Source organism: Streptococcus sp. 1559 (assembly GCF_013276735.1).
GTDB classification, from domain to species: domain Bacteria; phylum Bacillota; class Bacilli; order Lactobacillales; family Streptococcaceae; genus Streptococcus; species Streptococcus pseudopneumoniae.
In genome coordinates this window covers 1-25,908 of sequence record NZ_VMLO01000077.1, presented here as the reverse complement: position 1 = coordinate 25,908, position 25,908 = coordinate 1, and the positions used below count along the sequence as shown (strand labels likewise).

17 protein-coding genes are annotated in these 25,908 nt (G+C 40.1%); 4 read left to right on the top strand and 13 right to left on the bottom strand.

The genetic code is table 11. The features are described 5' to 3' along the window. The first annotated feature begins 247 nt into the window (after nt 1-247). The 4 genes from HT688_RS09225 to tpx all read left to right on the top strand — a co-directional run bounded on the left by HT688_RS09225 (nt 248) and on the right by tpx (nt 3,689). The gene (locus tag HT688_RS09225; RefSeq protein WP_070842407.1) at nt 248-970 is read left to right on the top strand and encodes a metal ABC transporter ATP-binding protein; all 723 of its coding nucleotides are present in this window, start codon (nt 248-250) and stop codon (nt 968-970) included. Continuing rightward, complete coding sequence (locus tag HT688_RS09220; RefSeq protein WP_172923722.1) at nt 967-1,815, top strand: metal ABC transporter permease; 849 nt, start codon at nt 967-969, stop codon at nt 1,813-1,815. Before HT688_RS09225 ends, HT688_RS09220 begins: the two co-directional genes overlap by 4 nt. Before the next feature lie 31 nt (nt 1,816-1,846). Continuing rightward, on the top strand, nt 1,847-2,776 hold the full coding sequence (gene psaA / locus HT688_RS09215; RefSeq protein WP_172923721.1) for a metal ABC transporter substrate-binding lipoprotein/adhesin PsaA: 930 nt from the start codon (nt 1,847-1,849) through the stop codon (nt 2,774-2,776). A 421-nt stretch (nt 2,777-3,197) separates the two neighbouring features. Next, a complete protein-coding gene (gene tpx / locus HT688_RS09210) occupies nt 3,198-3,689 on the top strand; it encodes a thiol peroxidase (RefSeq protein ID WP_000256026.1) in 492 nt (163 codons plus the stop codon). Nucleotides 3,690-3,786: 97 nt separating this feature from the next. Here tpx and HT688_RS09205 read toward each other — a convergent pair whose 3' ends face one another. The 13 genes from HT688_RS09205 to ftsA form a co-directional block, all read right to left on the bottom strand. After that, nucleotides 3,787-6,495, bottom strand: coding sequence for an FtsX-like permease family protein (locus HT688_RS09205; RefSeq protein WP_172923720.1), 2,709 nt, complete (start codon nt 6,493-6,495; stop codon nt 3,787-3,789). Between the two features lies 1 nt (nt 6,496). Further along, entirely contained in the window at nt 6,497-7,198 is a 702-nt protein-coding gene (locus HT688_RS09200; protein WP_172923719.1) for an ABC transporter ATP-binding protein, read from the bottom strand. A gap of 130 nt (nt 7,199-7,328) precedes the next feature. Continuing rightward, a complete protein-coding gene (locus HT688_RS09195) occupies nt 7,329-9,740 on the bottom strand; it encodes a glycoside hydrolase family 95 protein (RefSeq protein WP_172923718.1) in 2,412 nt (803 codons plus the stop codon). Nucleotides 9,741-9,792: 52 nt separating this feature from the next. Further along, nucleotides 9,793-10,485, bottom strand: a complete 693-nt coding sequence (locus tag HT688_RS09190) for a phosphoglycerate mutase (RefSeq protein ID WP_000240129.1) — start codon at nt 10,483-10,485, stop codon at nt 9,793-9,795. Nucleotides 10,486-10,629: 144 nt separating this feature from the next. After that, a complete protein-coding gene (locus HT688_RS12295) occupies nt 10,630-16,770 on the bottom strand; it encodes a ZmpA/ZmpB/ZmpC family metallo-endopeptidase (protein ID WP_240148171.1) in 6,141 nt (2,046 codons plus the stop codon). A 183-nt stretch (nt 16,771-16,953) separates the two neighbouring features. Beyond that, nucleotides 16,954-19,746: an isoleucine--tRNA ligase gene (ileS, locus tag HT688_RS09180; protein ID WP_172923717.1), complete on the bottom strand. Its 2,793-nt coding sequence runs from the start codon at nt 19,744-19,746 to the stop codon at nt 16,954-16,956. Nucleotides 19,747-19,998: 252 nt separating this feature from the next. After that, the gene (locus HT688_RS09175; RefSeq protein ID WP_055357466.1) at nt 19,999-20,880 is read right to left on the bottom strand and encodes a DivIVA domain-containing protein; all 882 of its coding nucleotides are present in this window, start codon (nt 20,878-20,880) and stop codon (nt 19,999-20,001) included. 8 nt (nt 20,881-20,888) lie between these two features. After that, the gene (locus HT688_RS09170; RefSeq protein ID WP_172923716.1) at nt 20,889-21,674 is read right to left on the bottom strand and encodes a YlmH family RNA-binding protein; all 786 of its coding nucleotides are present in this window, start codon (nt 21,672-21,674) and stop codon (nt 20,889-20,891) included. Continuing rightward, nucleotides 21,671-21,934 (bottom strand): YggT family protein, encoded by a 264-nt coding sequence (locus HT688_RS09165; RefSeq protein WP_101776779.1) that lies wholly within the window; start codon nt 21,932-21,934, stop codon nt 21,671-21,673. The genes HT688_RS09170 and HT688_RS09165 overlap by 4 nt, the downstream gene beginning before the upstream one ends. Beyond that, nucleotides 21,934-22,473, bottom strand: coding sequence for a cell division protein SepF (locus HT688_RS09160; RefSeq protein WP_172923715.1), 540 nt, complete (start codon nt 22,471-22,473; stop codon nt 21,934-21,936). The genes HT688_RS09165 and HT688_RS09160 overlap by 1 nt, the downstream gene beginning before the upstream one ends. A 9-nt stretch (nt 22,474-22,482) precedes the next feature. Continuing rightward, complete coding sequence (locus HT688_RS09155) at nt 22,483-23,154, bottom strand: YggS family pyridoxal phosphate-dependent enzyme (RefSeq protein WP_172923714.1); 672 nt, start codon at nt 23,152-23,154, stop codon at nt 22,483-22,485. A 4-nt stretch (nt 23,155-23,158) separates the two neighbouring features. Further along, the gene (ftsZ, locus tag HT688_RS09150) at nt 23,159-24,418 is read right to left on the bottom strand and encodes a cell division protein FtsZ (protein ID WP_000144272.1); all 1,260 of its coding nucleotides are present in this window, start codon (nt 24,416-24,418) and stop codon (nt 23,159-23,161) included. Nucleotides 24,419-24,434: 16 nt separating this feature from the next. Beyond that, nucleotides 24,435-25,808: a cell division protein FtsA gene (gene ftsA / locus HT688_RS09145; RefSeq protein ID WP_050084018.1), complete on the bottom strand. Its 1,374-nt coding sequence runs from the start codon at nt 25,806-25,808 to the stop codon at nt 24,435-24,437. Between the last annotated feature and the right edge of the window lie 100 nt (nt 25,809-25,908).

The window sequence follows — 25,908 nt, the reverse complement described above, 5'->3', positions numbered from 1 at the left end:
TTATTGGGCGGTTACGTTGGAGCTGGAGTAGTACAATGCTGCTTCTAAGGCATTTTTATAATTTACTTTGAATTTCTAACAATGTTTTAAAAAACTCGGTGGACTATTCCAAATTCAATCCACTATATATTGATTCCCTTGTGTGATGTGTAAAGATTTTTTAATGACTTATTTTAATTTTTTCAAAAATTAACTTGACTTAATTTTTTTTTTAATGTATATTAAGATGCAGGAGGTATACAAGTGTATGATACGTATCGAAAACCTAAGTGTCTCCTATAAAGAAACGTTGGCACTTAAAGATATTTCACTGGTGCTCCAAGGACCAACGATTACCGGAATCATTGGTCCAAACGGCGCTGGAAAATCAACATTATTAAAAGGTATGCTGGGAATTATCCCACATCAAGGTCAGGCATTTCTCGATGACAAGGAAGTTAAAAAATCCTTACACCGAATCGCCTATGTCGAACAAAAAATCAATATCGACTACAACTTTCCCATCAAGGTCAAGGAATGTGTCTCGTTAGGACTCTTTCCCTCTATCCCTCTCTTTCGAAGTTTAAAGGCTAAACATTGGAAGAAAGTGCAAGAAGCCCTTGAAATCGTCGGTCTAGCTGACTATGCTGAACGGCAAATCAGTCAACTGTCTGGAGGTCAATTCCAGCGAGTCTTGATTGCCAGATGTTTGGTACAGGAAGCCGACTATATCCTCTTGGATGAACCCTTTGTTGGGATTGACTCTGTCAGTGAGGAAATCATCATGAATACGCTGAGAGATCTGAAAAAAGCTGGGAAGACGGTTCTCATCGTCCACCACGACCTCAGCAAGGTTCCCCACTACTTCGATCAAGTCTTGCTTGTCAATCGAGAAGTGATTGCCTTTGGTCCAACCAAAGAAACCTTTACCGAAGCCAATCTCAAAGAAGCTTACGGTAATCGACTCTTTTTCAATGGAGGTGACCTATGATTGCAGAATTTATCGATGGATTGCAAAAATTCCATTTCTTACAAAATGCCTTGATAACAGCCATTGTCGTCGGGGTCGTAGCTGGAGCTGTAGGATGTTTCATCATTCTACGCGGGATGTCACTCATGGGAGATGCCATTTCACATGCTGTCTTGCCAGGTGTAGCCCTCTCCTTCATCTTGGGCGTTGACTTCTTTATCGGAGCCATTGTCTTTGGATTGCTAGCTGCCATCATCATTACCTACATCAAGGGGAACTCGATTATCAAAAGCGATACCGCCATCGGCATTACCTTTTCTTCTTTCTTAGCCCTCGGTATCATCTTGATTAGTGTCGCTAAAAGTTCAACTGACCTTTTCCATATCCTTTTTGGTAATATCCTAGCCGTCCAAGATACGGATATGTTTATTACTATGGGTGTTGGGGCAGTCATTCTCTTGTTAATCTGGATTTTCTTCAAGCAACTCTTGATAACATCCTTTGATGAACTCTTGGCCAAAGCCATGGGAATGCCTGTCAATGTTTATCACTATCTGCTCATGGTACTCTTGACCCTCGTGTCTGTGACTGCCATGCAAAGTGTCGGAACTATCCTGATTGTAGCCATGCTGATTACCCCAGCTGCAACTGCTTATCTGTATGCTAATAGCCTGAAAAGCATGATTTTCCTTTCCTCAACCTTTGGAGCTACTGCTTCAGTTTTGGGGCTCTTTATCGGCTATAGCTTTAACGTTGCGGCAGGTTCTAGTATCGTGCTTACAGCCGCTAGTTTCTTTCTCATTAGCTTCTTTATCGCTCCCAAACAACGATATTTGAAACTAAAAAATAAACATTTGTTAAAATAAGGGGCAAAGCCCTAATAAATTGGAGGATCTAATGAAAAAATTAGGTACATTACTCGTTCTCTTTCTTTCCGTCATTGCTCTTGTAGCATGTGCTAGTGGAAAAAAAGATGCAGCTTCTGGTCATAAACTAAAAGTTGTGGCTACAAACTCAATCATCGCTGATATTACTAAAAATATTGCTGGTGATAAAATTGATCTTCACAGTATCGTTCCTGTTGGTCAAGACCCACACGAATACGAACCACTTCCTGAAGATGTCAAGAAAACTTCTGAAGCAGACCTCATTTTCTATAACGGGATCAACCTTGAAACAGGTGGCAATGCTTGGTTTACAAAATTGGTAGAAAATGCTAAGAAAACTGAAAACAAAGACTACTTTGCAGTCAGCGAAGGCGTTGATGTTATCTACCTTGAAGGCCAAAACGAAAAAGGCAAAGAAGACCCACACGCTTGGCTTAACCTTGAAAACGGTATGATTTTTGCTAAAAACATCGCAAAACAATTGAGCGCTAAAGACCCTAGCAACAAGGAATTCTACGAAAAAAATCTCAAAGAATATACTGAAAAGCTAGACAAACTTGATAAGGAAGCAAAAGCTAAATTCAACAATATCCCTGCTGAGAAGAAATTGATCGTAACCAGTGAAGGATGCTTCAAATACTTCTCTAAAGCCTACGGTGTCCCAAGTGCCTACATCTGGGAAATCAACACTGAAGAAGAAGGAACACCTGACCAAATCAAGACCTTGGTTGAAAAACTTCGCCAAACAAAAGTTCCATCACTCTTTGTAGAATCTAGTGTGGATGACCGTCCAATGAAGACTGTTTCACAAGACACAAACATCCCAATCTACGCTCAAATCTTTACCGACTCTATCGCAGAACAAGGTAAAGAAGGCGACAGCTACTACAACATGATGAAATACAACCTTGACAAGATTGCTGAAGGATTGGCAAAATAATCTAGATATTAGTTTATCTATTACTAGGTTCTTGTCTCTCTTTACATTACTTCTAATATTAGCTTTGTTAGTTCTATCTCTAGCTACAAAACAGCGTTTATAAGAATGAAGATTTCTTAAATCAGTACGAACGAAGTGAGTTTTTACCAGATATTTCTCACTGTAGTGGTATCCTAGATAAGAACTTTGATCTTATCTAGGACGGAATTTTTGAGACCTAAGGCTCAAAAATTAGGGATGAAATTCCGAAGGAAGTTGCTCCCGTCCGCACTACCTTCGAGAAATATCAAATAGATAAAAAATCTGAAAAACGTCATTCTCACATGAGCTGACGTTTTTTCTATGCACACATTTCCGGTCAAATCATTGGAAAATTTCGACCGTTTCAGCTAAAATGGAAGAAAAAAGATTGGAGTATCTTATGGTAACTTTTCTCGGAAATCCTGTGAGCTTTACAGGTAAACAACTACAAGTCGGCGACAAGGCGCTTGATTTTTCTCTCACTACAACAGACCTTTCTAAAAAATCTCTGGCTGATTTTGATGGAAAGAAAAAAGTCTTGAGTGTCGTGCCTTCTATCGATACAGGCATCTGCTCAACTCAAACACGTCGTTTTAATGAAGAATTGGCTGGACTGGACAACACGGTCGTCTTGACTGTTTCCATGGATCTGCCTTTTGCCCAGAAACGTTGGTGCGGTGCTGAAGGTATTGAAAATGCCATCATGCTCTCAGACTATTTCGACCATTCCTTTGGACGTGATTACGCTCTCTTAATCAATGAGTGGCACCTATTGGCACGCGCAGTCTTTGTCCTCGATACTGACAATACGATTCGCTACGTTGAATACGTGGACAATATCAACTCTGAACCAAACTTCGAAGCCGCAATTGCAGCTGCTAAAGCCCTATAGAAAAAAATCCTCTGTCACAAAGAGTTCCCCACTCTTTGAAACGGAGGATTTTTTATTTACGAGTAAATTCAAGTTCGATCTGATAAAAACAACTAAATTACTCTACAGATTTCAGGGCTTCAAGCATATCAACCTTTCTCAGATGATGATTGACAAAGAAACCAAGCAAGGTCAAAATGATGCTTACTGCTGCCACTGGGATTACATAGACCTCCCAGCCTACCTGCGGATAAAAGAGAATGGTCGCAGGCGAAATCATTTGAATCAAAAATTGGTGTAAATAGGAACCAGATACCAAACCAAGTACGATTCCCACAAGGGACAGCACAATCGTCTCACGGTAAATGTAGAGAGTAACTTCATTATTATGAAAACCGAGAACCTTGATAGTGGAGAGCTCACGGATTCTCTCAGCCACGTTGATATTGGTCAGATTGTAAAGGATAACAATAGCCAACAGAACCGATACGATGACCAAGATAGTCATAGTCTGATTGAGTGAACTTGCGACCGAGTCAAAGAGTCGAATGGCTGAAGCATTCTGGACAACACTTGACACCGCAGATTGATTCATAAGTAAACCTGCCTGTCTTTCGATACTAGTAGCACTGGTATCCCTTAACGAGACAAGATAAGTATTAGCTTGCGGCACCTGTCCGTAAATTTGCTCATAGCTAGCTTGACTCATATAAATAAAGTGACCAACGTAGTTCTCAGCAATGGCAGCGACCTTTAGTTCCTTACCTTCAATTTCTAAAGTCTGCCCAACCTTGACATCTGCCAGCTGGGCGAGTTTAGCTGTAATAACAACGCCATCTTTTAATGTCAGCTCCTGCTGATGATTTTGCAGATGGATAAAAGGCGTCAAATCTTCCTTCTCTGTCATCATAAGGGTAATGGTCTGAAGACCAGCCTTACCTTTGAAATCCTTGTCTAGCGTTTTAGAATAGATTTTCTGGTAGGCTTTGATGTCCTGCCCTTTCAATACTTCTTCTAGCTCTGCCTTGTCCTGATTGGTCGCACTAGGATTTTCAGAGACAATCATTTGATACTGTTGGATTTGTTGAAACTGCTTAGACGGAACTCCTGCTACAGAGGATTGGATTCCCAAACCGGCAAAGAGCAGAGCGACTGAACCTGCCACACCAAAGATCGTCATCAACATCCGCTGCTTATAACGGAAGATATTGCGAGCAGTTACCTTATGAGTAAAACTGAGACGACGCCAGATAAAACCGATACGCTCCAATAAGATTTTAGCTCCTTTGACAGGAGGTTTAGGAAGTAGAAGCTGGGCTGCTTCGTCATGAAGTTCCCTCCAAGCCACCAGATAGGCTGGTAACACACTCGCCAACCAGCTCAAGACAAGAGCTAGTAAGCTATAGGTCCAATAGAACTGAATCTGGGTTTCTCCCACCACCATGCCTTTTGTAATGACACTTGAAATTACACTGGCTAGCAAATAATGACCAAGTATACTACCTAGAGCCGTTCCGACAGTCCCAGCTACTAGTCCATAAAGGAGAAACTTGGCGATAATATCCTTACTACGGTAACCCAAGGCCTTAAAAATCCCTGCATGAGTTCGCTCTTCGTCTACAAAGCGAGTCATGGTCGTAAAGGTCACCATGGCTGCTACGGCATAAAGTACCACAGGAAAGATATTGCCCACTGCTCGAATACTGGATGAAGCATTGCTATACATAAGATAGCCCTGACCACCTGGCATGGTCTGACGATTATAGACCTGATACCTTGGCTCCGCCAAATCGTCCAAGACTTGCTGATGTTTTTCTAATTTTTCCTTTTCTTGGGCTAGTTTTTGTTCAGCCTGCTTTAGTCTATCCTCTTCCTTGCTCAATTCCTGCTTAGCTTGGGTAAGTTGAGCACTAGCCTGCTCTCTCTGAGCTTGAGGAAGCAAGGCTAGTTGACTTTCCTGAGCCTGTAAACGAGCTTGAGCAGCTGCTAAACGACGCTTGCCTTCCTGCAAATTAGTCTCAGCCTTGTCAAGGGTCTCTTGCCCCTTATCGAGAGACTCTTGCCCTTCTTTTTTCAAGAGTTGCAGACGTGCCTTGCCATTATCTGACAAAGCTTGTTCAAGGTCTTTCTGATGTTGCTTGGATTTTTCTTCATAAGCTTCTGAAAAAGCATTTAAGCCTGATGAATCTTGATATTTCAAACGAGCTATATTGTAGACTTTCTGATCAAACTGACTAGGTAAAATCACCCCATAGGCTGTCAGAGTCCCACTTCCACTTCCTGCGTAGCCCATATCTCGCTGGGAGAGGATTTCAGCTGAATCTACAAAACCAGTAATGGTATAAGTATGGTCTTTTAAAGAGGAATGACCCTCCTCTTTTTCTTTAAAACTAATCTCCTGTCCCACGCTGAATTGGCCTTGCAAATGAGTGGCCAAGGCGATTTCCTTGTCTGACTGAGGAAGTCGTCCCTCTCTTAGCTGGAAGGTTGAAATTCGCTCTGGTTTGGAGTACAGCCGAATGGCATCCTGCCCATTCTCCATAGTCACATCTGTCAAATAGCCAAACTCAACCTCTGCGCCCTGGGTCTGTTTTAGTTCTTCTTGATCTGTTTGATCCAAGCCATAGTTAGACATGACTGCCAAATCCAAGGTTTTAGCAGTTGTTAAATAAGCATTAGCTGTTGCCTCCATGTTGGGACTGGTTACTTTGAGACCTACTAGGGCTAGAGAGCCCAACATCATCAAGGTCAAGATGGATAAAAAACGCCCCTTTGAGCCTGTGAAGGACTGAATTAAGTCCTTCCAATAGGTTTTTCGCTTGATCATGCTAGTACTCCAAACTGTCGATATCCTGAGGATGCTGGTTGAGAACCACATCCTTGACACTGGCATCGTGCATATGAATCACGCGATCAGCAATGGGAGCCAAAGCTCCATTGTGAGTCACGATAATCACCGTCGCTCCCTTTTGACGAGACATATCTTGGAGGATTTTCAAAACCTGCTTGCCCGTCTGATAATCCAAGGCGCCTGTCGGTTCGTCACAAAGGAGAATTTTAGGATTTTTGGCTACCGCGCGTGCAATGGAGACTCGCTGTTGCTCCCCTCCAGAAAGCTGGGCTGGAAAGTTATTGAGACGATGAGCCAGACCTACATCTGTCAAGACCTGTTCAGGATTCAAGGCATCTGTCACGATTTCTGAAGCCAACTCCACATTTTCCTTAGCAGTCAGATTGGACACTAGATTGTAGAACTGAAAAATAAAACCGACATCATTGCGGCGGTAATTGGTTCTCTGGTGGGAACTATAGCCTGCAATATTGGCACCATCAATCCAGATTTCCCCTTCATCATTGGTATCCATGCCTCCAAGAAGGTTAAGAACCGTTGACTTGCCTGCACCAGATGCACCTAGAATAATAACCAATTCACCCTTTTCAATCTCAAAATTCACATCACGATTGGCCACAATCTCCGTGTCCCCAACCTGATACCGCTTGTAACAGTGTTTCATCTCAATATAAGCCATCAGACCCACCCTCTCTCAAACAAATTACTTCATATTACCATTATAACGCTTTTTCAACTAGTTGGAAACTGCTTACATTCTCAAATCCTTATTAAAAGGCAGTCTCAAACTACTGCCTTCTATCACCTTCTTAAAAATAAAATTGAACCAGATCACCTTCTGCTGTCGCTACTGAAATACAATCTTTCTCTATGCATTTCGCTTTTATTTTTTCTTGATTCACTTCAATCACACTCTTCTCAATATCTGGATAAGAAACTCGCAAATCTCCTCCACTCCTTGATAAAATGGTCAACTGTAAGAGTTTTTTATCCGTCCACCTCATGCTCACTTCAAAATGTCCACGTGCCATTAAGCCTGAAACAGAACCTGTTGACCAAGCATCAGGTAGGGCAGCTAGAGGTACCAGATAAGCTGCATGAGACTGGAGTAACATTTCTGCCATGCCACTAGTAGCACCAAAATTACCATCTATCTGAAAAGGAGGATGGCTACACCAAAGATTTGGCAAGGTGGATGACTTTAACTGCTCTGCTAATAATTTATGGGTTCGATTGCCATCTCCTAGACGCGCCCAAAGATTGATCTTATTGGCCTTGGACCAGCCTGTGCCCCCATCTCCACGATCATTGAGGCTAGCACGCGCCGCATCAAGATAGTCTTGTCCCTTATAGCTAAAAAGATTGCCAGGATAAAGGCCCACCAGATGGGAAGCGTGCCGATGCTGGGCCTCCACTTTCTCATTTTGAAAATGCTGCTCTTCCTCCTCATACCACTCCCTGATTCGACCAGATTGAGTGATTTGAAGAGGATTTAGTAAATCAAATTTTTCCTTGACTTCCGTCAACAAGTCCGCATCCAGCCCCAATTCCTGAGCAGCCTGAATAAAATCATGAAATAACTGCCAAATCAGAGATTGGTCATAAGTATTGCCAATCGAAATCGGCCCATGTTCTGGGGAATAAGATGGAGAGGACACCCAACGTTGCGCCTGCTGATCCTCATGTAAAAAGGCATTCCAAAAGTGTACCGTTTCCCTCAACATGGGATAAATTTTCTCCCTGAGATAGTCTTGGTCCCTGTAAAATGAATAGGCTTCATAAACGGTTTGCATCATCCATGCATTGGCAGCTGGTGACCAACCCCAATAGTAATCCCAACCAGGTGCCGTCCAACCAAAGGGAGTCGCTTGAGTATGAACCAACCAACCATTCTCCTCCCCAGTCTGAGAGATTATTCCTGCATACCTTGCAGCCCCTAGACGACCATAGACACGCAAATCATCGATATAATTGATGACTGGAAAGGCCGTCTCTAGGAGATTGGTAACATAGGCTGGCCAATAATTCATCTGCAAGTTGATATTCAGGTGATAGTCCGAATTCCAAGGAGGATTATCGACCGCATTCCAGACTCCCTGTAGGTTAGCTGGTAGAGCATCTGGGCAGTCTCTAGAAGAACTAATCAATAAATACCGCCCATACTGGAAGAACAATTCCTCCAAAGCCTGCCCCGCTTGTGGCTTATAATTTTTTAACAAATCATCTGTAGTGGATGCGTCAATATCAGCTTCCAAATCCAATTGAACACGCTGAAATAAAGCTTGGTAGTCCTCAATATGCCTTGATTTCAATTGGGCATAGCCCTTTTCTTTAGCTGTGTCCACCAAGTCCTTTACTTGCTGCTCTAAATCTAGTTTCTTGCGATAATTACTAGCAGGATTTTGGGCAAAATCTGTCTTAGCCGCCAAGAAAAGATTGGCATAACTGGCTCCTGATATCTGAACCTTATCCGACCAGACTCTAATGTCTCCATCCGTTTCCCAAACTAGATAACTAGCAAACCGCAGATCATTATCCTTAACCCGCCCCTTCATCAAGATATGAGAATCAGTTATATTCAGCTGGCACTCTTTGTAATCAGATTTTTCCTGTTCATACTTTCCATCAGAAGCCAAATCACAGGTCAAGGATAGTTCCATAGTAAAATCTAGACTTTCCAACCCTTCCTTAGTAAAACGCTGAACCAAGAGATCATCTGGAAAACTGGCAAAGGCTTCACGTTCAAATCTCGTTCCCTTATAGGCATAAGAAGTCGTCGCCAGTGCCTTACTGATATTCAGCTGTCTCTGGTAATCCGTCACCTGAGACAAAGTCGTGCCTTGCTGGCTGAACTCAATGAAAATATCTCCAAAGGACAGATAGGTCCCATATTGACTCGTTTGGGGCCCAACTAGGTGCTGTTCTGCCAGTTCTTTTGCCCGATTGTAATCTCTCTTTTCCAAAGCCTGCCGAATTTCAGCTAAAAAACTATACTGGTCCTGAAGATTTCCACCCTGATAATCTGAACTATCAGGAAGTGGACCACCAGACCAAAGACTTTTTTCATTGAATTGAATCCGTTCAGCCCCTATAAGCCCAAATACTTTAGCACCTAAAGAACCATTGCCAATCGGTAAAGACTCTTCTTCCCACCCCTTGTAAGTGGTTGAAGCTGGTTGCTTGTAGGTCAGCACATAATCTTGTTTTTTATTCCTTATCATACTACCATACTAACATAAAAAGCCTAGAAATCAATTCTAGACTTACAATTTTTTATTTTCCAAGGTAGTATTCAGAAACTACGTTCAATTTTTCGTCGAATTCGAATACCAATGGTGGGAAGTTAGGGATTTCCACGTCCATGATCTCGTCATCTGACAAACCTTTGATGTGTTTTACAAGGGCACGGATTGAGTTACCGTGAGCTCCTACGAATACGTTTTTACCATCTTTAAGAGCTGGAGCGATTTTATCTTCCCAGAATGGAAGAGCACGTTCCAAAGTCACTTTCAAGTTTTCAGCATCTGGGATAACTGAGTCGTCAAGTGAAGCATAACGACGGTCTGTGTGAGCTGAGTGCTCATCATCACGATCCATGTTTGGAGGCAATACATCGTATGAACGACGCCAGATGTGAACTTGCTCATCACCAAATTGTTCAGCAGCTTCAGCTTTGTTTTTACCAGTCAAACCACCGTAGTGACGTTCGTTCAAGCGCCATGATTTTTCAACTGGAACCCACAATTGGTCAGAAGCTTCAAGAGCCAAGTTAGTTGTTTTGATAGCACGTTTCAATACTGAAGTATAAGCTTGGTCAAATTCGATACCAGCTTCTTTGATCAATTTACCAGCGTCAATCGCTTGTTGTGTACCTTTTTCAGACAAATCAACATCAGCCCAACCAGTGAAAAGGTTAGCTTTGTTCCATTCAGACTCACCGTGGCGAGCAAAAACCAATTTTACCATTAGATGGATTCTCCTTTAAATTTTCCGAGGTTGCCCCTCGTTTATCTATTCTATTTTACACAATTTTTCACAAAAAAGCTAGTCAAAACCAAAAAGGAAAGAGTTTCACACATGAAGAAACGAAACCTATCTTCATGTGCTACCCTAATTAGTAAATTTATTTTCCTCATCAAATATTGAAGTTCTAAAATCATCAGTTTGATCTAGATAAGCTTTGAAAATAGCTTTTTTAAGTTTGTAAACTTTACTACTTTCTTTTGGATATAATATTGAAGCATAATTAGTAGCATCTTCTTGCACCGCTTTTTCAATCAATGTTTTTAACTTACTAATATTATCAATAGTTACCGTCTCTTGACGTCTCCAATTAGTTGGATCTATAAAGTTAATATTTGTTAATTTATTAAATTTACTTTCTCGTTCTTTATACATTGCTTTTTTAAAATCAGCCCAAGATGAATACTGGTTATTAAATATCTTATTAAGCACTAATTTATCAGTTACCAATCCTACTTCTTTACCGTATGAATTAATTTTACTTCCATTAGCTTTCGCTTCATTTTCATATTGGTTAGAAATATATGGTACCATACCTTCTTTATATCCTTTTGCAGCTAATAGTTCAAATGCCATACGACGAGCCATTAAATCACCCGGAGTCCCTTTATCACTACTTAAGGCAGAATATATTGGCGAGAAAAGATTGATTGTGTAGTATCCATTTCGTTTATACTCACCTTCATCAATATACCCTCTTCTTGTGATTATATCGTTTTCTATTAAACTATTGAAAGAAGTTAATTTATTAAGCTCATCTAGTTTTAATCTACGAACAACATTTGTTGCGTAAACCTCATTTCCATCAGGATCAGGTTTAAATTTATTCTCAACTTTTCTCAACAGATCATATTTTTGATTGCTATCTAACTTAGCTACTGCTTCTCCTTCTAACATCTCAAGTGTATAAACTAAATCAAATAAATTGTGCATATATTTACGTAAATCTTCTGCATTATTAAATCGTTGAGTTGGATCTTTTACTTGTAGTCTATCAGCATTTTCCGCTTCATTATATTTCAACACAGAGTTTATCGTGATTGTTGCATCATTTGGATGATCAGGAGCTTGCAATAATCCTTTTGCATAAAACTCTGGTCCAAGCCCATTTCTTCTTCCATATCCTCCAAGATAAATCTCTCTATCAGAATTATGTGTCATTTCATGAGTATATGTTACCGCACCAGATTTATCAAGCATACGATAAGCCATATAGTAGAACGCATCTCCCGTAGCATATGCTCCGTGTCCATTATGAACAACATTATTCCCCGCAGGACCGAAGAAATGTTTTATTGCTGGATGATCAGTTTCAAAATCTGCTTGACTAGTATTTTTATCTTTATCATTACCAAATCTAAAAGAATCATATACCAAAATACTTCTAAACAATTTATCTTTTTCTTTCGTATCTAGTATTTTGTACCAATAATCATAATGATCTCTAAATCGTTTAGCCGCTTCTTGTGCATTATCTTCTACAAATTTGTTTAATTTTTCTCCCTCAGGATATTCAGAACTTCTATATCTATCATAAGCACCAAATCCTATAGTTGAAATATTGGCAATCATAAATATCATTTTTTCTTCTGGTAAAGTTAATAACGGTAAGACCATACTTTGATATTTCCATGATGGACTAGTTAATCTATCATAGACACCTATAGAATACTTAGTTCCTTGTTCTGATTGTTTTTTACTTACCTCTTCAATTGTAGATTTTTCTTCTACAATATGTGCTTTAGTTTGAGTTTTAAACCACTCATTGTTAGAAGTTTTTGGTAAGAATACTTTTCTATATCCTTCTAATGCTTTAAATAAACTTTCAGTTCCATAATTTTTAGATAATAATACATTGTAAGTAATTACATTATTTTTCGCTAGTAAATTGTTAAAGCCAGATTTACCTAATTCAATAACATTATCTAGAGCTGAACTATTTGATTTACCAAAGAAATCTAAATGATATAATACTAAATCTTTTGCACTTGCATTATCATATTTAAAATTATACCAGCGTTCAAGATATGTTAAACCTAGAAGTAACGCCTCTTTATTTTTCTTGATTTTCTCGATTACATAATTATCAATTATCGAATTACTATTCTCAGCGATTGCTGCATCTGCTGACAGAAGTTTCGCTAAACTATCACCTATAGCTTCTTTTGTTTTTTCAAATTGTTCATCTAGATATAATTCTGTTAAACTGATATCCTTAGAAATATCTAATACTTTTCTAATTGCATCTGATTTATATTCTACTTTATTTAATTCTGGTAATACTTCATCTAAAATATTTTTATTATTACGAAGTAATGTATTAGGTGTGTAAATTAATTTTGTACCGTTCACACCATACTCTGCTACATTTGAAAAATCACTTTGGTATTGTACATTTACCGTTTCAGATGTATTATCTGCGTAATATAGTAATAGTTTATTTATACTAGATTTATTTCCATTAATATCACTAATTACTTCTTTATCTTTCATAGGCACTACTGACAATAATTGTTTATTGTAAAGATTACTATTAGTATCTACTAAATTCCCGTACTTAACTATTGTTTCTCTATTATAGAATGGTAATAGTTTTTCTATATTTTTATAAACTTGTTCTTTTGATGAATCAGCATTTTCAAGATTTCTATAGTCAGTTACATATCTAGATGAGAAGTTGAATTCTTCAATCTTAGTATTTTTCTTAGTAACAAGTGCAGCTTTTTTCTCAAGAACTTTATTATTTTCTAATATAGTACCTCTTTGTTTTTCTGAATCTCTACTTAATACTTCATCATCTACTTGCTCTACATTAACTACCTTATTATTTTTATTACTGTATGTGTCTATTGCTTTTATACCTGTAAAATCATACCCCGTAATAGCATTACCGTTCGTAACATTAACGTCACTTAATACGTTTGTAAGATTACCAGAGTTACTTAGTTCTGAAGTATCCCTATCCCAAAGATACCCAGCTATTCCTCCAACATAACCGAAATGTTTTACATTATTAAGATTTCCTTCAGCATAACTATTTCTAATTGTTGCTTTTTTATCTACAGCTCCCGCTATACCACCAACAACCTGGTCTCCTGTATTAGCATTTGTCGCCATATCAATAGAAGAAATTGATTTATCTATTGAAGCACTAGCTCCTGAAAGTTTTCCTACTAAACCACCTATTTGATAAGTAGCTCTTGTATCATAAGTATTAGTTATTCTTCCAGTAAAACTACTATTAGAAATTGTAGAGTTAGTTACTTGTGAAGCTAATCCACCAATGCTACGTTCACCAGCAATTACACCAGATGAGTGAACATTAGTAATGTTAGTACCATTTTTCGCTTCTTTAGCTATTGTAGCAGAGTGATCTTTTGCAGAAATATTTACATCTTTTATTGAAATATCTTTTACTGTAGCACGGTTTAAAGTTCTAAATAATGGTTTTTTCAAGTTATATATAGCATAATACTTACCTTTGTTTTCACCTATTAAATTACCACTAAACTCTTTATCAATATAACTTTCTTGACCATCTTGAAGTTCTACTTCACGAGCATCCATAGTTGCCCCTAAACGAAACTCTCCAGAAGGATTACTATTCATAGCATCTACTAGATTTTTAAACGATGTATAAACTCCATTTTCACTTCTCACCATCTTAGGTAGGTAGTAAGTGTAATTGTCTAAAGTACTATTGTTTTCGTGTTGAATTAAATCGTTAGCTTGTCCTACAATTTTGTAAACATCTTGATTATCTTTTCTAACACTCTCAATACTCTTAACTGGCAACATAACATCTTTAAAGTTCTCTGATTTTATTTTCATAAAGTAATCAGTTGGAGTAGTTGGAACACTCGCAAGTGAAGTTACATGTCGATATTTATTATTTTCTACTGTAAACAATTCCACATTTGAAATATTTCTAAGTTCTAGTTTCTTGTCGACTTGTTTTTCTTCTGCTTTTGGTGCTGATTCTTCTTTTCCTGTAGATGTTCCTTCTGTTGACGCTGTTGGGTCTGATCCTACTTGTACAGCTGGTTCATCACCCTGTGGTTTTTCTGAATCTGAATTAGATGATTCTGAGTTTTCGTTCACAGTCGAAGCTTCAGTATTTTGTGAATTTGTTTCTTCTTTATTGCCTTCTGTTACTGAAGGTGATGACTCTGAATTACCTGAATCATTTGTAGCATCTACAGATGGAATAGTTGAAGTTTCTGACGTTGGTTCGGATTTATTTTCTTCTCCAGCTGGTTGTGTAGCTGGTGCCCCACCTTCAGAGACAGTTTCTGAAGCCGGCTGTTCTTCTGTAACTGTTGTATCCCCTGCAGATGAATCTTCTTCTTTCGACTCTGATTCTGATGGTACTTCTGAAGCTGGGGTTGCCGCCTCTGGCTCTTCCGCTTTTGGTGCTGTTGCTGTTTCCGTAGTTGCAATTTCTTCAGCTTCCGATGTTGAATCTGTTTCTGCTTCTACAGCTGGCTGCGTAGCTGTTGACTCCCCTTCAGAAGCAGTTGATGAAGATTCAGTTGAAGAAACTGAATCCTCCGCTTTACCTTCTTCTCCTGATTCTTTTGGTGCTGGGGTTGCTTCTGCTATTATTCCTGGTTCTTCAGCTTCTTCCGTTGCTTCGGCTTTACCTTCTTCTCCTGCTGGTGTTGATTCCACAGTTGCAGATGTTCCTGGTTCTGCTGACTCTTCTGCTTTTGCTTCTTTTTCTGTTGCTTCTGGTGTTGTTACCGCTTCTTCTTTAGACTCAGCTGACGGTGTATTTGTTGCGCTATCTTGTTTTCCTGTCTCCTCAACAGAGGTTTCTTCTGCATTGCCTACTTCACTTGAAGTTGTAGCCTCTGTAGCTGCTTCTGTTGAAGCTGGGGTTTCTGGTTTTGATGGTGCTGGAGTTTCTTCTGCTGGTTGACTTTGTTCTCCTGAAGTTGTAGCCTCTGCCACTGGTGCTTCTGAAACTTCTGCTTTTGGTGTTGTTCCTGAAGCTTCTTCTGTTGAACCTAGAGTCGCTTCTGAACTTCCTTCCGCTGCTGGTGCACCTGTTGTAGCTACTTCTGAACCTGTTCCTGCTTCTTCAGTTTCTTTTACTTCATTTCCTGCTGTTGTTCCTGCTTCTTTTGGAGCTGGTTTCGCTGCCTCGGACTCTGTTACTTTTGGTTCCGGTGCTTCTGTTGCACCTGGTTGTTCTTCTTTATTTTCTGGAGTTGTAGGTGCTTCTGTTTTTGGTTCAGCCAATTCTGCTGACTCTGTTCCTGTTTCTCCTTCTGAAACTGTTCCTTCAGGTGTATCTTCTTTTGGAGTTGTAGGTGCTTCTGTTCCTGATTCTTCAGTTTCTTTTCCTGTTACTCCTGGAGTTACTTCTGAAGCCCCTTCTGTTCTTCCTGAAGCTCCATTTGCCACTAATTCTGTTGAATCTGGTGCTGATTCTGCTGTTCCTGTAAATGTTCCTTCAGGTGTTGATTCTGCTTCTTTAGGCTCAGCTGGTTTTTCTACCTCTGGCGCTGATTCTGTTGGTGCTGGAGACACTGGTTTTTCTACTTTTGGCGTTGTTACAGTTGGCTCTTCTGCTTTTGGTGCTACTGGAGCTTCTGTTTCTTCTTTAACTTCTGGGCTTGTCTCTGCTGATGCTTCTGAGGCAGGCTCTTCACCTGATTCTTCCGCTCTTTCCACTACTGGTGCTGATACAGGCTGATAGACTGGGCTATAGTTCACAGTCATTTTTTCAACTTTCTCAGTGACATCTGTTAATTCAAAGGTAACAGCTTTTGTTTCCTGATCTTTCTTGAGCAAGACTTCGTAAGTGCGAACTTCGCCACTGGCACCACTTTCTTTGATGACAATCTTGTGTTTTGTGACTGTATCTGAAACCGTTTCAGCTTCGGTAAAGTACAATTCATTGTGTGGTAAGAATAAATTCTTGCCTGAAGCTTGATTCATTTCTTGGAGTACATCTACCGGGATATTGCTTGCTTCGCTGATAACACTTAATGTATCTCCCCACTTAATGACATACTTAAATAAATCACCTTCTTTTTGAAGGTCAGCTTTCACTTCCTCAACTGTTCTGGCTACCCAGACACCATCTTGTTCACTGGCTGACACAGTTGGAGCTAAAAAGCCCAGACCTAGCAAAATCACACCTGTCGCAACAATTGCACCAGTTCTCAATTTTCTAAAGCCACGGAGGGACAAGCTTCCTCTAACATTTGTTTGTCTCATAATGTTTATTTTTCCTCACTAGTTTAAGAAATCGCAAGAAAAATAATCTTGCGATTTTAGCATACTTACTTTCTCCTAGTATTAGCAAAACCAATTCTCATTAAACTTTAGCATCTCACAAGAGAGATTATAAACTTGGAATAACTGATTTTTATATACTAGACGCATAGAGACTTTTCAACCTTACTTCTCTTCAAATCCTTCTGCGACAGCGTCCGCAAAGTTTTCTTCTACGATGCTTGCACAGTGGTCACAGATGACTGCCTGGTAGCTACGTTCTGCTGTTGTTGGGTCGATACGACGGCAACGGTCACATACTTCACCTGCAGCGCGTTCAACTGTAAAGGCTACATCTTCGAAGCTAACCGCAGCTTCTGGAGCTGGTCCTTCTGCGATGGTCAAGTCTGACACGATCAAAAGTTGTGCTACATTGCTGTTTACTGCTTCGAGTAAAGTTTTCACAACTTCATTTGGGTAAACTGTCAAGTGTGCTTCGAGTGATTTACCGATTACTTTTGCATTACGAGCCTCTTCCAAGGCTTTTTGAGCTTGTCCACGGAAGTCCATGAAGGCAGCCCAGGTATCCAAGATTTCTTCTTGATTAGCAAAAGTTTCTGCTTCTGGCAATTCTGACAATTGAACAAAGTCTTCTGTTTCAAACTCAAGATATGACCAGATTTCCTCTGCTGTGTGAGGAAGGATTGGTGTCAAGAGTTTGGTGATTTTCACAAGAATGTCATAGAAGACAGTCTGCATTTGACGGCGTTCCAATGATTTGGCACCTTCGATGTAAACAACGTCTTTAGCAAAATCAAGGTAGAAGGCTGACAAGTCAACGTTGATAAAGTTCACCAAGGCCTTGTAGATTGTCAAGAATTCAAAGTTTGCGTAAGCGTCACGAATGGTCTTGACAAGCTGGTTAAAGCGAATAGTCATGTACTTATCAACTGAACGTAGTTCTTCATAAGCTACTGAATCTTGAGCTGGGTTAAAGTCAGAAGTATTGGCAATCAAGAAACGAAGGGTGTTACGGATCTTACGGTAAGTTTCAGAGACTTGGCTCAAGATATCCATAGAGATACGCACGTCGTTGCTTGAATCCACACTTGTTACCCAAAGACGCAAGATTTCAGCACCAAATTGTTTTTCAACATCACTTGGAGCAATGGTATTTCCAAGAGATTTAGACATCTTCTCACCTTTACCATCAAGGGCAAATCCTTGTGACAGAATTTGTTTGTAAGGTGCTACACCATGGTTGGCAACAGATGTGATGAGTGATGAGTTGAACCAACCGCGGTATTGGTCAGAACCTTCTAGGTAAAGGTCTGCTGGGTAAGTCAACTCAGGACGGTTTACTACAACTCCATTCCATGATGAACCTGAGTCAAACCAAACGTCCATGATATCTGTTTCTTTTTTGAACTCGCCATTTGGTGAACCTGGATGAGTAAATCCTTCTGGTAAGAGGTCTTTGGCATTACGTTCCCACCAAATGCTTGAACCATGTTCTTCAAAAAGTTGAGCTACGTGTTCAATAGTTTCAGCTGTCATGATAGCTGTACCATCTTCAGCGTAGAAGATAGGAAGTGGAACACCCCAAGCACGTTGACGAGAGATAACCCAGTCACCACGGTCACGAATCATGTTGTAAAGACGAACTTTACCCCATTCTGAGTGGAATTTCACTTTTTCAATTTCATCCAAGATTTCTTGGCGGAATTTAGAAACTGAGGCAAACCACTGTGGAACTGCACGCCAGATGATTGGTTTTTTCGTACGCCAGTCAAATGGGTATGAGTGAGAGATTTCTTCTTGGGCAAGAAGGAGGTTACCAAGTTTTTCAATAACAGTTGGAACTACCTTTTCATAGAATTGACCTTCAAACTCAGCACCAGCATTAGCCATCATGATACCACGCTCGTCAACAGTCACTGCGACTTCAAGACCATTAGCAATACCAACATTGTAGTCGTCCTCACCAAAACCAGGGGCTGTATGGACAATACCAGTACCAGAGTCAGTGGTAACGTGATCACCAAGGATAACCAACTCATCTACAGCTGTATCCCATGGGTGTTCTGTTACGATGTGGTTCAATTCTTGACCACGGTAAGTTGCCAACACTTGAACATCAGCCCAATCAAATTTCTCAGACAAGCTAGTCAACAATTCTGCAGCAACGACAAACTTACGAGTTTCACCAGCAGGTTGAACCAAAACGTAATCAATATCTGCACCAACAGTCAAACCACGAGAAGCTGTGATGGTGAATGGAGTTGTTGTCCAGACTACGATATAAGTATCTGTATCTAGAACACCTTTTCCGTCTTTTACCTTGTTGGCATAGTAAAGAGAAGTTGAAACCAAGTCATGGTATTCAATCTCTGCTTCAGCAAGGGCAGACTCAGATGACCAAGACCAGTAAACTGGCTTGGCACCACGGTAGATATATCCTTTATTAGCCATCTCACCAAATACACGGATTTGGGCTGCTTCATAATCAGGAGTCAAAGTCACATATGGATTTTCCCAGTCACCAGAAACCCCCAAACGTTTAAAGTCTTCACGCTGTTTATCGACTTGAGAAAGAGCGTATTCACGGCAAAGTTTCAAGTACTCAACCAAGTCCATTTCTTTACGTTTGACACCTTGTTTTGCCAAAACTTGCTCGATTGGCAGACCATGAGTATCCCAACCTGGGATAAATGGTGCGTAAAAACCTGACATTGATTTTGAACGAACAATGATATCTTTTGAAATCTTGTTCATAGCGTGTCCAACGTGGATATTTCCGTTCGCGTATGGAGGACCATCATGCAAGGTGAAATGAGGTTTTCCTTGGTTCAATTCTTGACGACGTTGGTAAAGTTTTGCATCTTCCCATTCCTTTTGCCAAACTGGCTCTTTGGTAGGAAGGCCTGCACGCATTGGGAAAGCTGTTTTCCCAAGATTAAGGGTATCTTTGAGTTTCATGGTATCTCCTTTATAAATAATAACAAATTAAAAACCACGACTGCCAAAAAGGACGAAAATCGTGGTACCACCTTTATTCGGAAAAAGATTTAGTCTTTCTCCCTCTTATCCCGTAACGTGGGGAACGTCAAATCTTACTAGCTTCAGACTTGAGTTTTTGAGAGGATAATCTTATCAATAGGGAATGCAGGACTCACACCATCTCCTGCTCGCTGGAAATATAAGGATAAGATATTGTTCTCAGAATATTTCTTATAAAATTGTAACGGATTCTTGCGGTGCTTCAAATCCTGGTGCTGAATCAAACGTTTCTGTAGCTGGTGTTGGAGCCGAAGGATGTACTGGAGCTACTTCTGGTTCTTCGTACATTGGACCAACTGGATGAGCAGGCTCTTCTTCAATTTGAGGACTCACTACAGGAGTTGGATTTTCCACTTCCTGTTTAGCCTGAGCTTCAAATTCAGCCAATTCTTTATTGGCTGCCTCAATACGAGCTTGTAACTCTGCCATTTCTGCCTGAGAGAATTGACGTGTCATATCAATTGGTTCTTCCTCAATTGGAGCTGGAATCGGTTCTCCAAGCACTTCACTAACCACTTCTTTAAAAGCTTCATCACTTGTTTGAAGATAAGTAGCTGTTGGACGGAGAATATCTTCCCAATCTGAAGACTCAACAATAGCCAACTGACTCTCAATTGTAGATTTGAGGCGTTGGTGGAAGACACGGCTCTTGTTCTTCAATTCTTCGGTTTCAACAGCAACTTTCTTAGCATTGTCTGTTGCTTGACGAAGAATCTCGTTTGCCTTATATTTAGCTTCTTCCAACAAGCGTTGCGCATCCTGCTCTGCTTGATGAATGATATTGTTTGAACGTTCATGCGCCGCCTGTTTCACTCGCTCAGCTGTGTCTTGGGCAATCAATACAGACTGGCTCAATGAATCTTTCATTTCGTCAAAGTAAGACAAACGCTCTTCTAAACTCTTAATACGCAAATCTTTATCATGATTCGCACGAACAAGATCTTCGTAATCACGAACCACAATATCTAAAAATTCATCGACTTCTTCTGGATCAAAACCTCTGAATCTAGTTCCAAAGGTTTTGTCCTTTATTTCTAATGATGTAATTGGCATTCTATTCCTCACTTACTTAATAATAACTGGACGGTTATTTTTTTCTTCTCTTTTTTTGTTTGTCCCTTATCTTGAAGCAATCTCAAGCGACCAAATTTTCTCACACTAATCAAGTCTCCAACTTGAACAGTGTAATCTGATTTGTCTACCACATGATAATTTACTTGGACAAGTTTCTTTTCAATCAACTGGTTTGCTTGATTCCTAGATAGTTTCAAAACATTTGATAAAAGAACATCTAATCTAAAACTAGACACACATAAATCCAGCTCTCGATACTGTTCTAGCTTATCTATTTTCTCGGTGAAAGGACGTTCCTCCAGCGAAACAGGTATACGGCCAATTTTCTTTAATCCATCTTGAAAGAGAAGAAGAAACTGCTGATTAATCATAATCTGCGCCCGTTCTTCATCTACTAGGATATCTCCAAAAAGTTTCCGTTCAATCCCTAATTGATTGATGACTGTCCCTAAAATCTTAGCATGCGTTAAGTGTTCAAATTTATTGGAATACACAATTTCCTGGAGAGATATTTCAAAATCTGAAAACTCTGGCTGGAAATAATCTGGGTATAATAAAACTCGAACATACTCACTCAAGACAAATTCCCCACTACTGCTACAAGCAAGACCATAGGTTTTGGCCAAAATCTTTAATAGCTTCTCCTGATGAGGATTGATAAAAGGAGTTAAAAAAGGAGCATAGCTATCTTCTACCTTCTTTATCCATTCCATTCCCTTGTCAAGAAATGGACGATCTTCTATGGAGAAATGCTGGTAAATCCCTTTATTCATCCTATCATCGCCAGAAAACGGACTAGGTTTTCTCCTAAAAATCGAATCAAAACAATCGCAACCCAAACAGATAAATCAAGACCTGCTATCTGTAAAGGCAGGCGTTGCAAAGGAGCAAGCACTGGTTTGACCAATGCTACAATCCAACGACCCAAACTTGATTCGTAGGCGCCTGGAAACCAAGACATGACAGCAAAGGCTACCAAAATCAGGGAGTAAATATCCACTGCATTATAAATCAGACGAATTAAAAAAATCATTATCGTACTCTATTTCGCTTCATATCAAAGCCAAACTCACCATTTTGTTCTTCATCTGGTAAACGAATATCTTCTACATTCACAATAACATTCACTGGTGTTAACAGATACATAGTAGATGCTACCTTTTTCAGATTTCCAGCTAAAACATGACAAGCTCCATCCAAATAGTCCAAACAACGACGGGCCTGTACCTCTGTCATATACTGAAAATCAATTAAAATACTTTCGTTTCCTGCCAATAAATCAACAATTTCTGTTGCATCTTCATATTTTCTAGGATAACGAACATCTATAATTACCTTATCCGTTGCACGCTGGCTCTGATTTGCCAATTCCTGTTGTCGTGCATGCAGTCTGGTGATATTGCTATCTTTTGCACCAGCAGACTGTGAAGGTGGATTCATTGGGAGAGCCGGTTCCTGTGAAGAATTTACTGGAGTAAACACAGGTTCATTTCCTTTTTCATAAGGAACCGTTGAATCCTCATCCTCCGTAAAATAATCTATAAATCTATCGAATCTATCTTTTAAAGACATGGTTCTCTCCTACTTAAAAAATGCTGTACCTATACGAACAAAGGTGGAACCGAATTGAATCGCTTCTTTATAATCACGACTCATTCCCATACTTAACTCGGTCATAGGCATATTTGGAATTTGTTTTTCTTGGATCTCTCTTTGTAAATCTTGGGTCGCCTTGAAAATTTCTTTCAACTGCTCACTGCTAGCCTCAAAAGGTGCCATCGTCATTAAACCAACATATTCAATCTTATCTAGTTTGGCTAACTCTGGCAAGACTTCCAGCAGTTCCTCTCTCGAAAAACCGTGCTTGCTTTCTTCTTTAGAAATATTTACCTGAAGGAAACACTTGATGACTCGGTCACTTCTTTTTTGTATTTCCTCTGCTAGCTTGACTGAATCCAAAGCATGGAAATAATCAACGTATTGAATGACATCTTTCACCTTACGTCTTTGCAAGGTACCAATCAAATGCCAAGTCACATCTCGATCTTTTAAAGCTTCATATTTCTCCAGAAACTTATCGACACGATTTTCACCGATATGATGAACACCTAGCGGAAGCAAGGCTTCCGCTGTCGGTACATCTACATACTTGGTAACTGCAATGACAGAGACTGAACCACTCTCTCGATGAGCATTCAGACTCGCCTCTGCGACTTCTCGAAAAACAAGTTCTGTATTTTTTTTTACATTCATTTACTTAACGATTTTTGAAAAATGGAGGTGTATCCAATTCATCTTCATCTTGTGATGTTGGGGCTTCAAAGCGTTCAACTGGAGAAACGACTGAATCTGTTGTACGAACAATCGATTCACGGCGAAGATCCCAATCACCAAAAGCAGATGCTTGAGTTGGTTCCAAACGACGTGGATTTTGTTTTGGCAATTCAGCTGTTTCTGCCATATCAAAATGACGATCAAAGCCATGTGAATGAGCTGGTTTCACTGTCTCACGGTAGTTAGTAGTAGGTCTAGCTTGTGGAGCCACAACCTTTTCTACGCGGTCTTGACGAACACCTGTTGCGACAACTGTTACACGAATTTCATCACGCATACTTTCATCAATTGAAGTACCGAGCCAGATGTTCACTCCTTGACCTGCTGCTTGATTCACAATTTGTGAAGCCTCTTCTGCCTCAATCAAGGTTAAGTCGAGACCACCAGTTACGTTGACAATCACATCTTCTGCTCCATCAATTGTTGTTTCAAGAAGTGGAGAATAAATTGCCTTACGTGCTGCTTCTACCACACGTTCTTCTCCACTACCGATACCAATACCCATAAGAGCATTCCCTTTATTTGCCATAACTGTTTTCACATCGGCAAAGTCAAGGTTAATCAATCCTGGATTGGTAATCAAATCGGTAATTCCTTGAACACCTTGGCGAAGAACGTTATCCGCTTCGCTAAGAGCCTCCAAAAGTGGTGTTTTTTTATCAACAATTTCAAGCAAGTTGTTGTTTGAAATAATCAATAGAGTATCTACATGCTCACGTAGTTGGTTGATTCCTTCAACAGCAAATTGTCCACGTTTGCTTCCTTCAAAACCGAAAGGACGTGTTACAACACCAACTGTAAGAGCACCTAAATCTTTGGCGATACGAGCAATAACAGGAGCAGCTCCAGTTCCAGAACCTCCTCCCATACCAGCAGTGATGAAGACCATATCTGCACCACTGATAGCTTCCGTCAGTGTTTCTTCGCTTTCTTCAGCAGCTTTACGACCAACCTCAGGTTGACCTCCTGCACCCAAACCGCGAGTCAATTTAGGGCCTAACTGAATAACAGTCTCAGCTTTTGTACTACTCAATGCTTGTACATCTGTGTTTGCTGCGATAAATTCTACGCCTGTAACACCTTCGTCGACCATACGGTTGATGGCATTGCCACCACCTCCACCGACACCAATTACTTTAATCACTGCACCTTGAGCAGCAGCTGTATCAAATGAAAATGTCATAATTTATTTTTCCTCTTTATTCGTCAAACATGCTTCCGATCAAGCCACGGAAACGATCTGCTAATTTTGGTTTATTTTGTGAAGCTTGTTGGAAATCCGCCATTGGTTCTGTAGGAGTCACCGGCTCTACTTCTGGAGCAGGAGCTGGTTGAACAGGCGTTGATTGTACAAACTGAGCTGTTTTCTGAATCATTCCTCCAAAACTAATTGGTTGATGAGTCAGAGCAACTTCACCCTTGACTGCTCTTTGAGCCAAAAGATTGACTTCTGTCAATTGTCCAGCAAATTCTGATAAACTAATCACATGCGCAAAGGCCGGATTACGAATACCAACTTGGTTTGGAACATAGAGTTTGACACGGACACCAAATACTTCCTGAGCAAGCTCAACCATACCTGGTAAAATGGCATTCCCACCGATCAAGACAATGCCACCAGGGAGCTCCAATAGACGTCTTCTATCTAATTCTTGCTTGATTTGCTCAAGGATGTGCTTAATTCGTGCAGAAATGATTTCTGACAAGTAGGCTTCCGTCACTTCGACTGCTTCTACTTCTCCAATAACTTCTACTTGGAAGGTTTCTTTGCTTGCAAGAGGCGGATAGGCTTCCCCGTAATTCAGTTTCAAGCCTTCTGCTAATTTGCGAGAGGTTTTCAAAACCTTGGAGATATCTTTAGTTACATAATCTCCACCTTCTTGGAGAATATGTGTGAATTGGAGTTCTTGGTTACGGATTGTAGCGACAGTCGTTTGACCTGCCCCCATATCAATCACTGTAGCACCAAATTCACGTTCACCTTCGTTCAAAACTGATTGAACCATTGCTAGTGGTGAAATGATAACATTTTCAACCTGGACACCTGCACGTTCAACTGTCTTACGCAAATTGTGCAAGATAGTACGAGGGCCTGTATAAAGCAAGCCACGCATTTCAAGGCGAACCCCCATCATGCCACGTGGGTCACGAATCCCTTGGAAACCATCCACAATAAATTCTTCAGGAATAAAGGTAATGACTTCACGGTCAGGTGTCATACTCTTTGTCAAAGCTGATTTGACAACATTTTCAACATCTTGATCCGTAATTTCCTTGGTATCAGATGTTACTGGAATCATCCCTTGAGTTGGTTCTACCTGCAAAAGATTACCAGGCAAGCCGACATTCACTGATTTAATCGAAATGCCTGCCTTTTCTTCCGCTTGGGAAATAGCTGATTTGATAGCAGTTGCTGCTGCATCAATATCAACAATAATTCCATCCTTTACACCTTTACTTTTGGCATTACTCACGCCAATTACATTTAATTCACCATTTCTCTGCTCGGCTACAAGCACCTTGACAGAGCTTGTTCCAATATCTAGACCAGTAAAAAAGCCTTCTCTAGCCATTACATCGCATCCTCTCTATCTTCCAAGTTTCGCACTTCGTATTATTCCATAGCTAAACATAGGCATAGCTATTCACAGAATATTATAACACAAAAAATTT

Bases quoted from the DNA above. Each gene is read 5' to 3' on its own strand.
- HT688_RS09225 (WP_070842407.1), top strand. From the start codon at position 248: ATGATACGTATCGAAAACCTAAGTGTCTCCTATAAAGAAACGTTGGCA.
- HT688_RS09220 (WP_172923722.1), top strand. From the start codon at position 967: ATGATTGCAGAATTTATCGATGGATTGCAAAAATTCCATTTCTTACAA.
- psaA (WP_172923721.1), top strand. From the start codon at position 1,847: ATGAAAAAATTAGGTACATTACTCGTTCTCTTTCTTTCCGTCATTGCT.
- tpx (WP_000256026.1), top strand. From the start codon at position 3,198: ATGGTAACTTTTCTCGGAAATCCTGTGAGCTTTACAGGTAAACAACTA.
- HT688_RS09205 (WP_172923720.1), bottom strand. From the start codon at position 6,495: ATGATCAAGCGAAAAACCTATTGGAAGGACTTAATTCAGTCCTTCACA.
- HT688_RS09200 (WP_172923719.1), bottom strand. From the start codon at position 7,198: ATGGCTTATATTGAGATGAAACACTGTTACAAGCGGTATCAGGTTGGG.
- HT688_RS09195 (WP_172923718.1), bottom strand. From the start codon at position 9,740: ATGATAAGGAATAAAAAACAAGATTATGTGCTGACCTACAAGCAACCA.
- HT688_RS09190 (WP_000240129.1), bottom strand. From the start codon at position 10,485: ATGGTAAAATTGGTTTTTGCTCGCCACGGTGAGTCTGAATGGAACAAA.
- HT688_RS12295 (WP_240148171.1), bottom strand. From the start codon at position 16,770: ATGAGACAAACAAATGTTAGAGGAAGCTTGTCCCTCCGTGGCTTTAGA.
- ileS (WP_172923717.1), bottom strand. From the start codon at position 19,746: ATGAAACTCAAAGATACCCTTAATCTTGGGAAAACAGCTTTCCCAATG.
- HT688_RS09175 (WP_055357466.1), bottom strand. From the start codon at position 20,880: ATGCCAATTACATCATTAGAAATAAAGGACAAAACCTTTGGAACTAGA.
- HT688_RS09170 (WP_172923716.1), bottom strand. From the start codon at position 21,674: ATGAATAAAGGGATTTACCAGCATTTCTCCATAGAAGATCGTCCATTT.
- HT688_RS09165 (WP_101776779.1), bottom strand. From the start codon at position 21,934: ATGATTTTTTTAATTCGTCTGATTTATAATGCAGTGGATATTTACTCC.
- HT688_RS09160 (WP_172923715.1), bottom strand. From the start codon at position 22,473: ATGTCTTTAAAAGATAGATTCGATAGATTTATAGATTATTTTACGGAG.
- HT688_RS09155 (WP_172923714.1), bottom strand. From the start codon at position 23,154: ATGAATGTAAAAAAAAATACAGAACTTGTTTTTCGAGAAGTCGCAGAG.
- ftsZ (WP_000144272.1), bottom strand. From the start codon at position 24,418: ATGACATTTTCATTTGATACAGCTGCTGCTCAAGGTGCAGTGATTAAA.
- ftsA (WP_050084018.1), bottom strand. From the start codon at position 25,808: ATGGCTAGAGAAGGCTTTTTTACTGGTCTAGATATTGGAACAAGCTCT.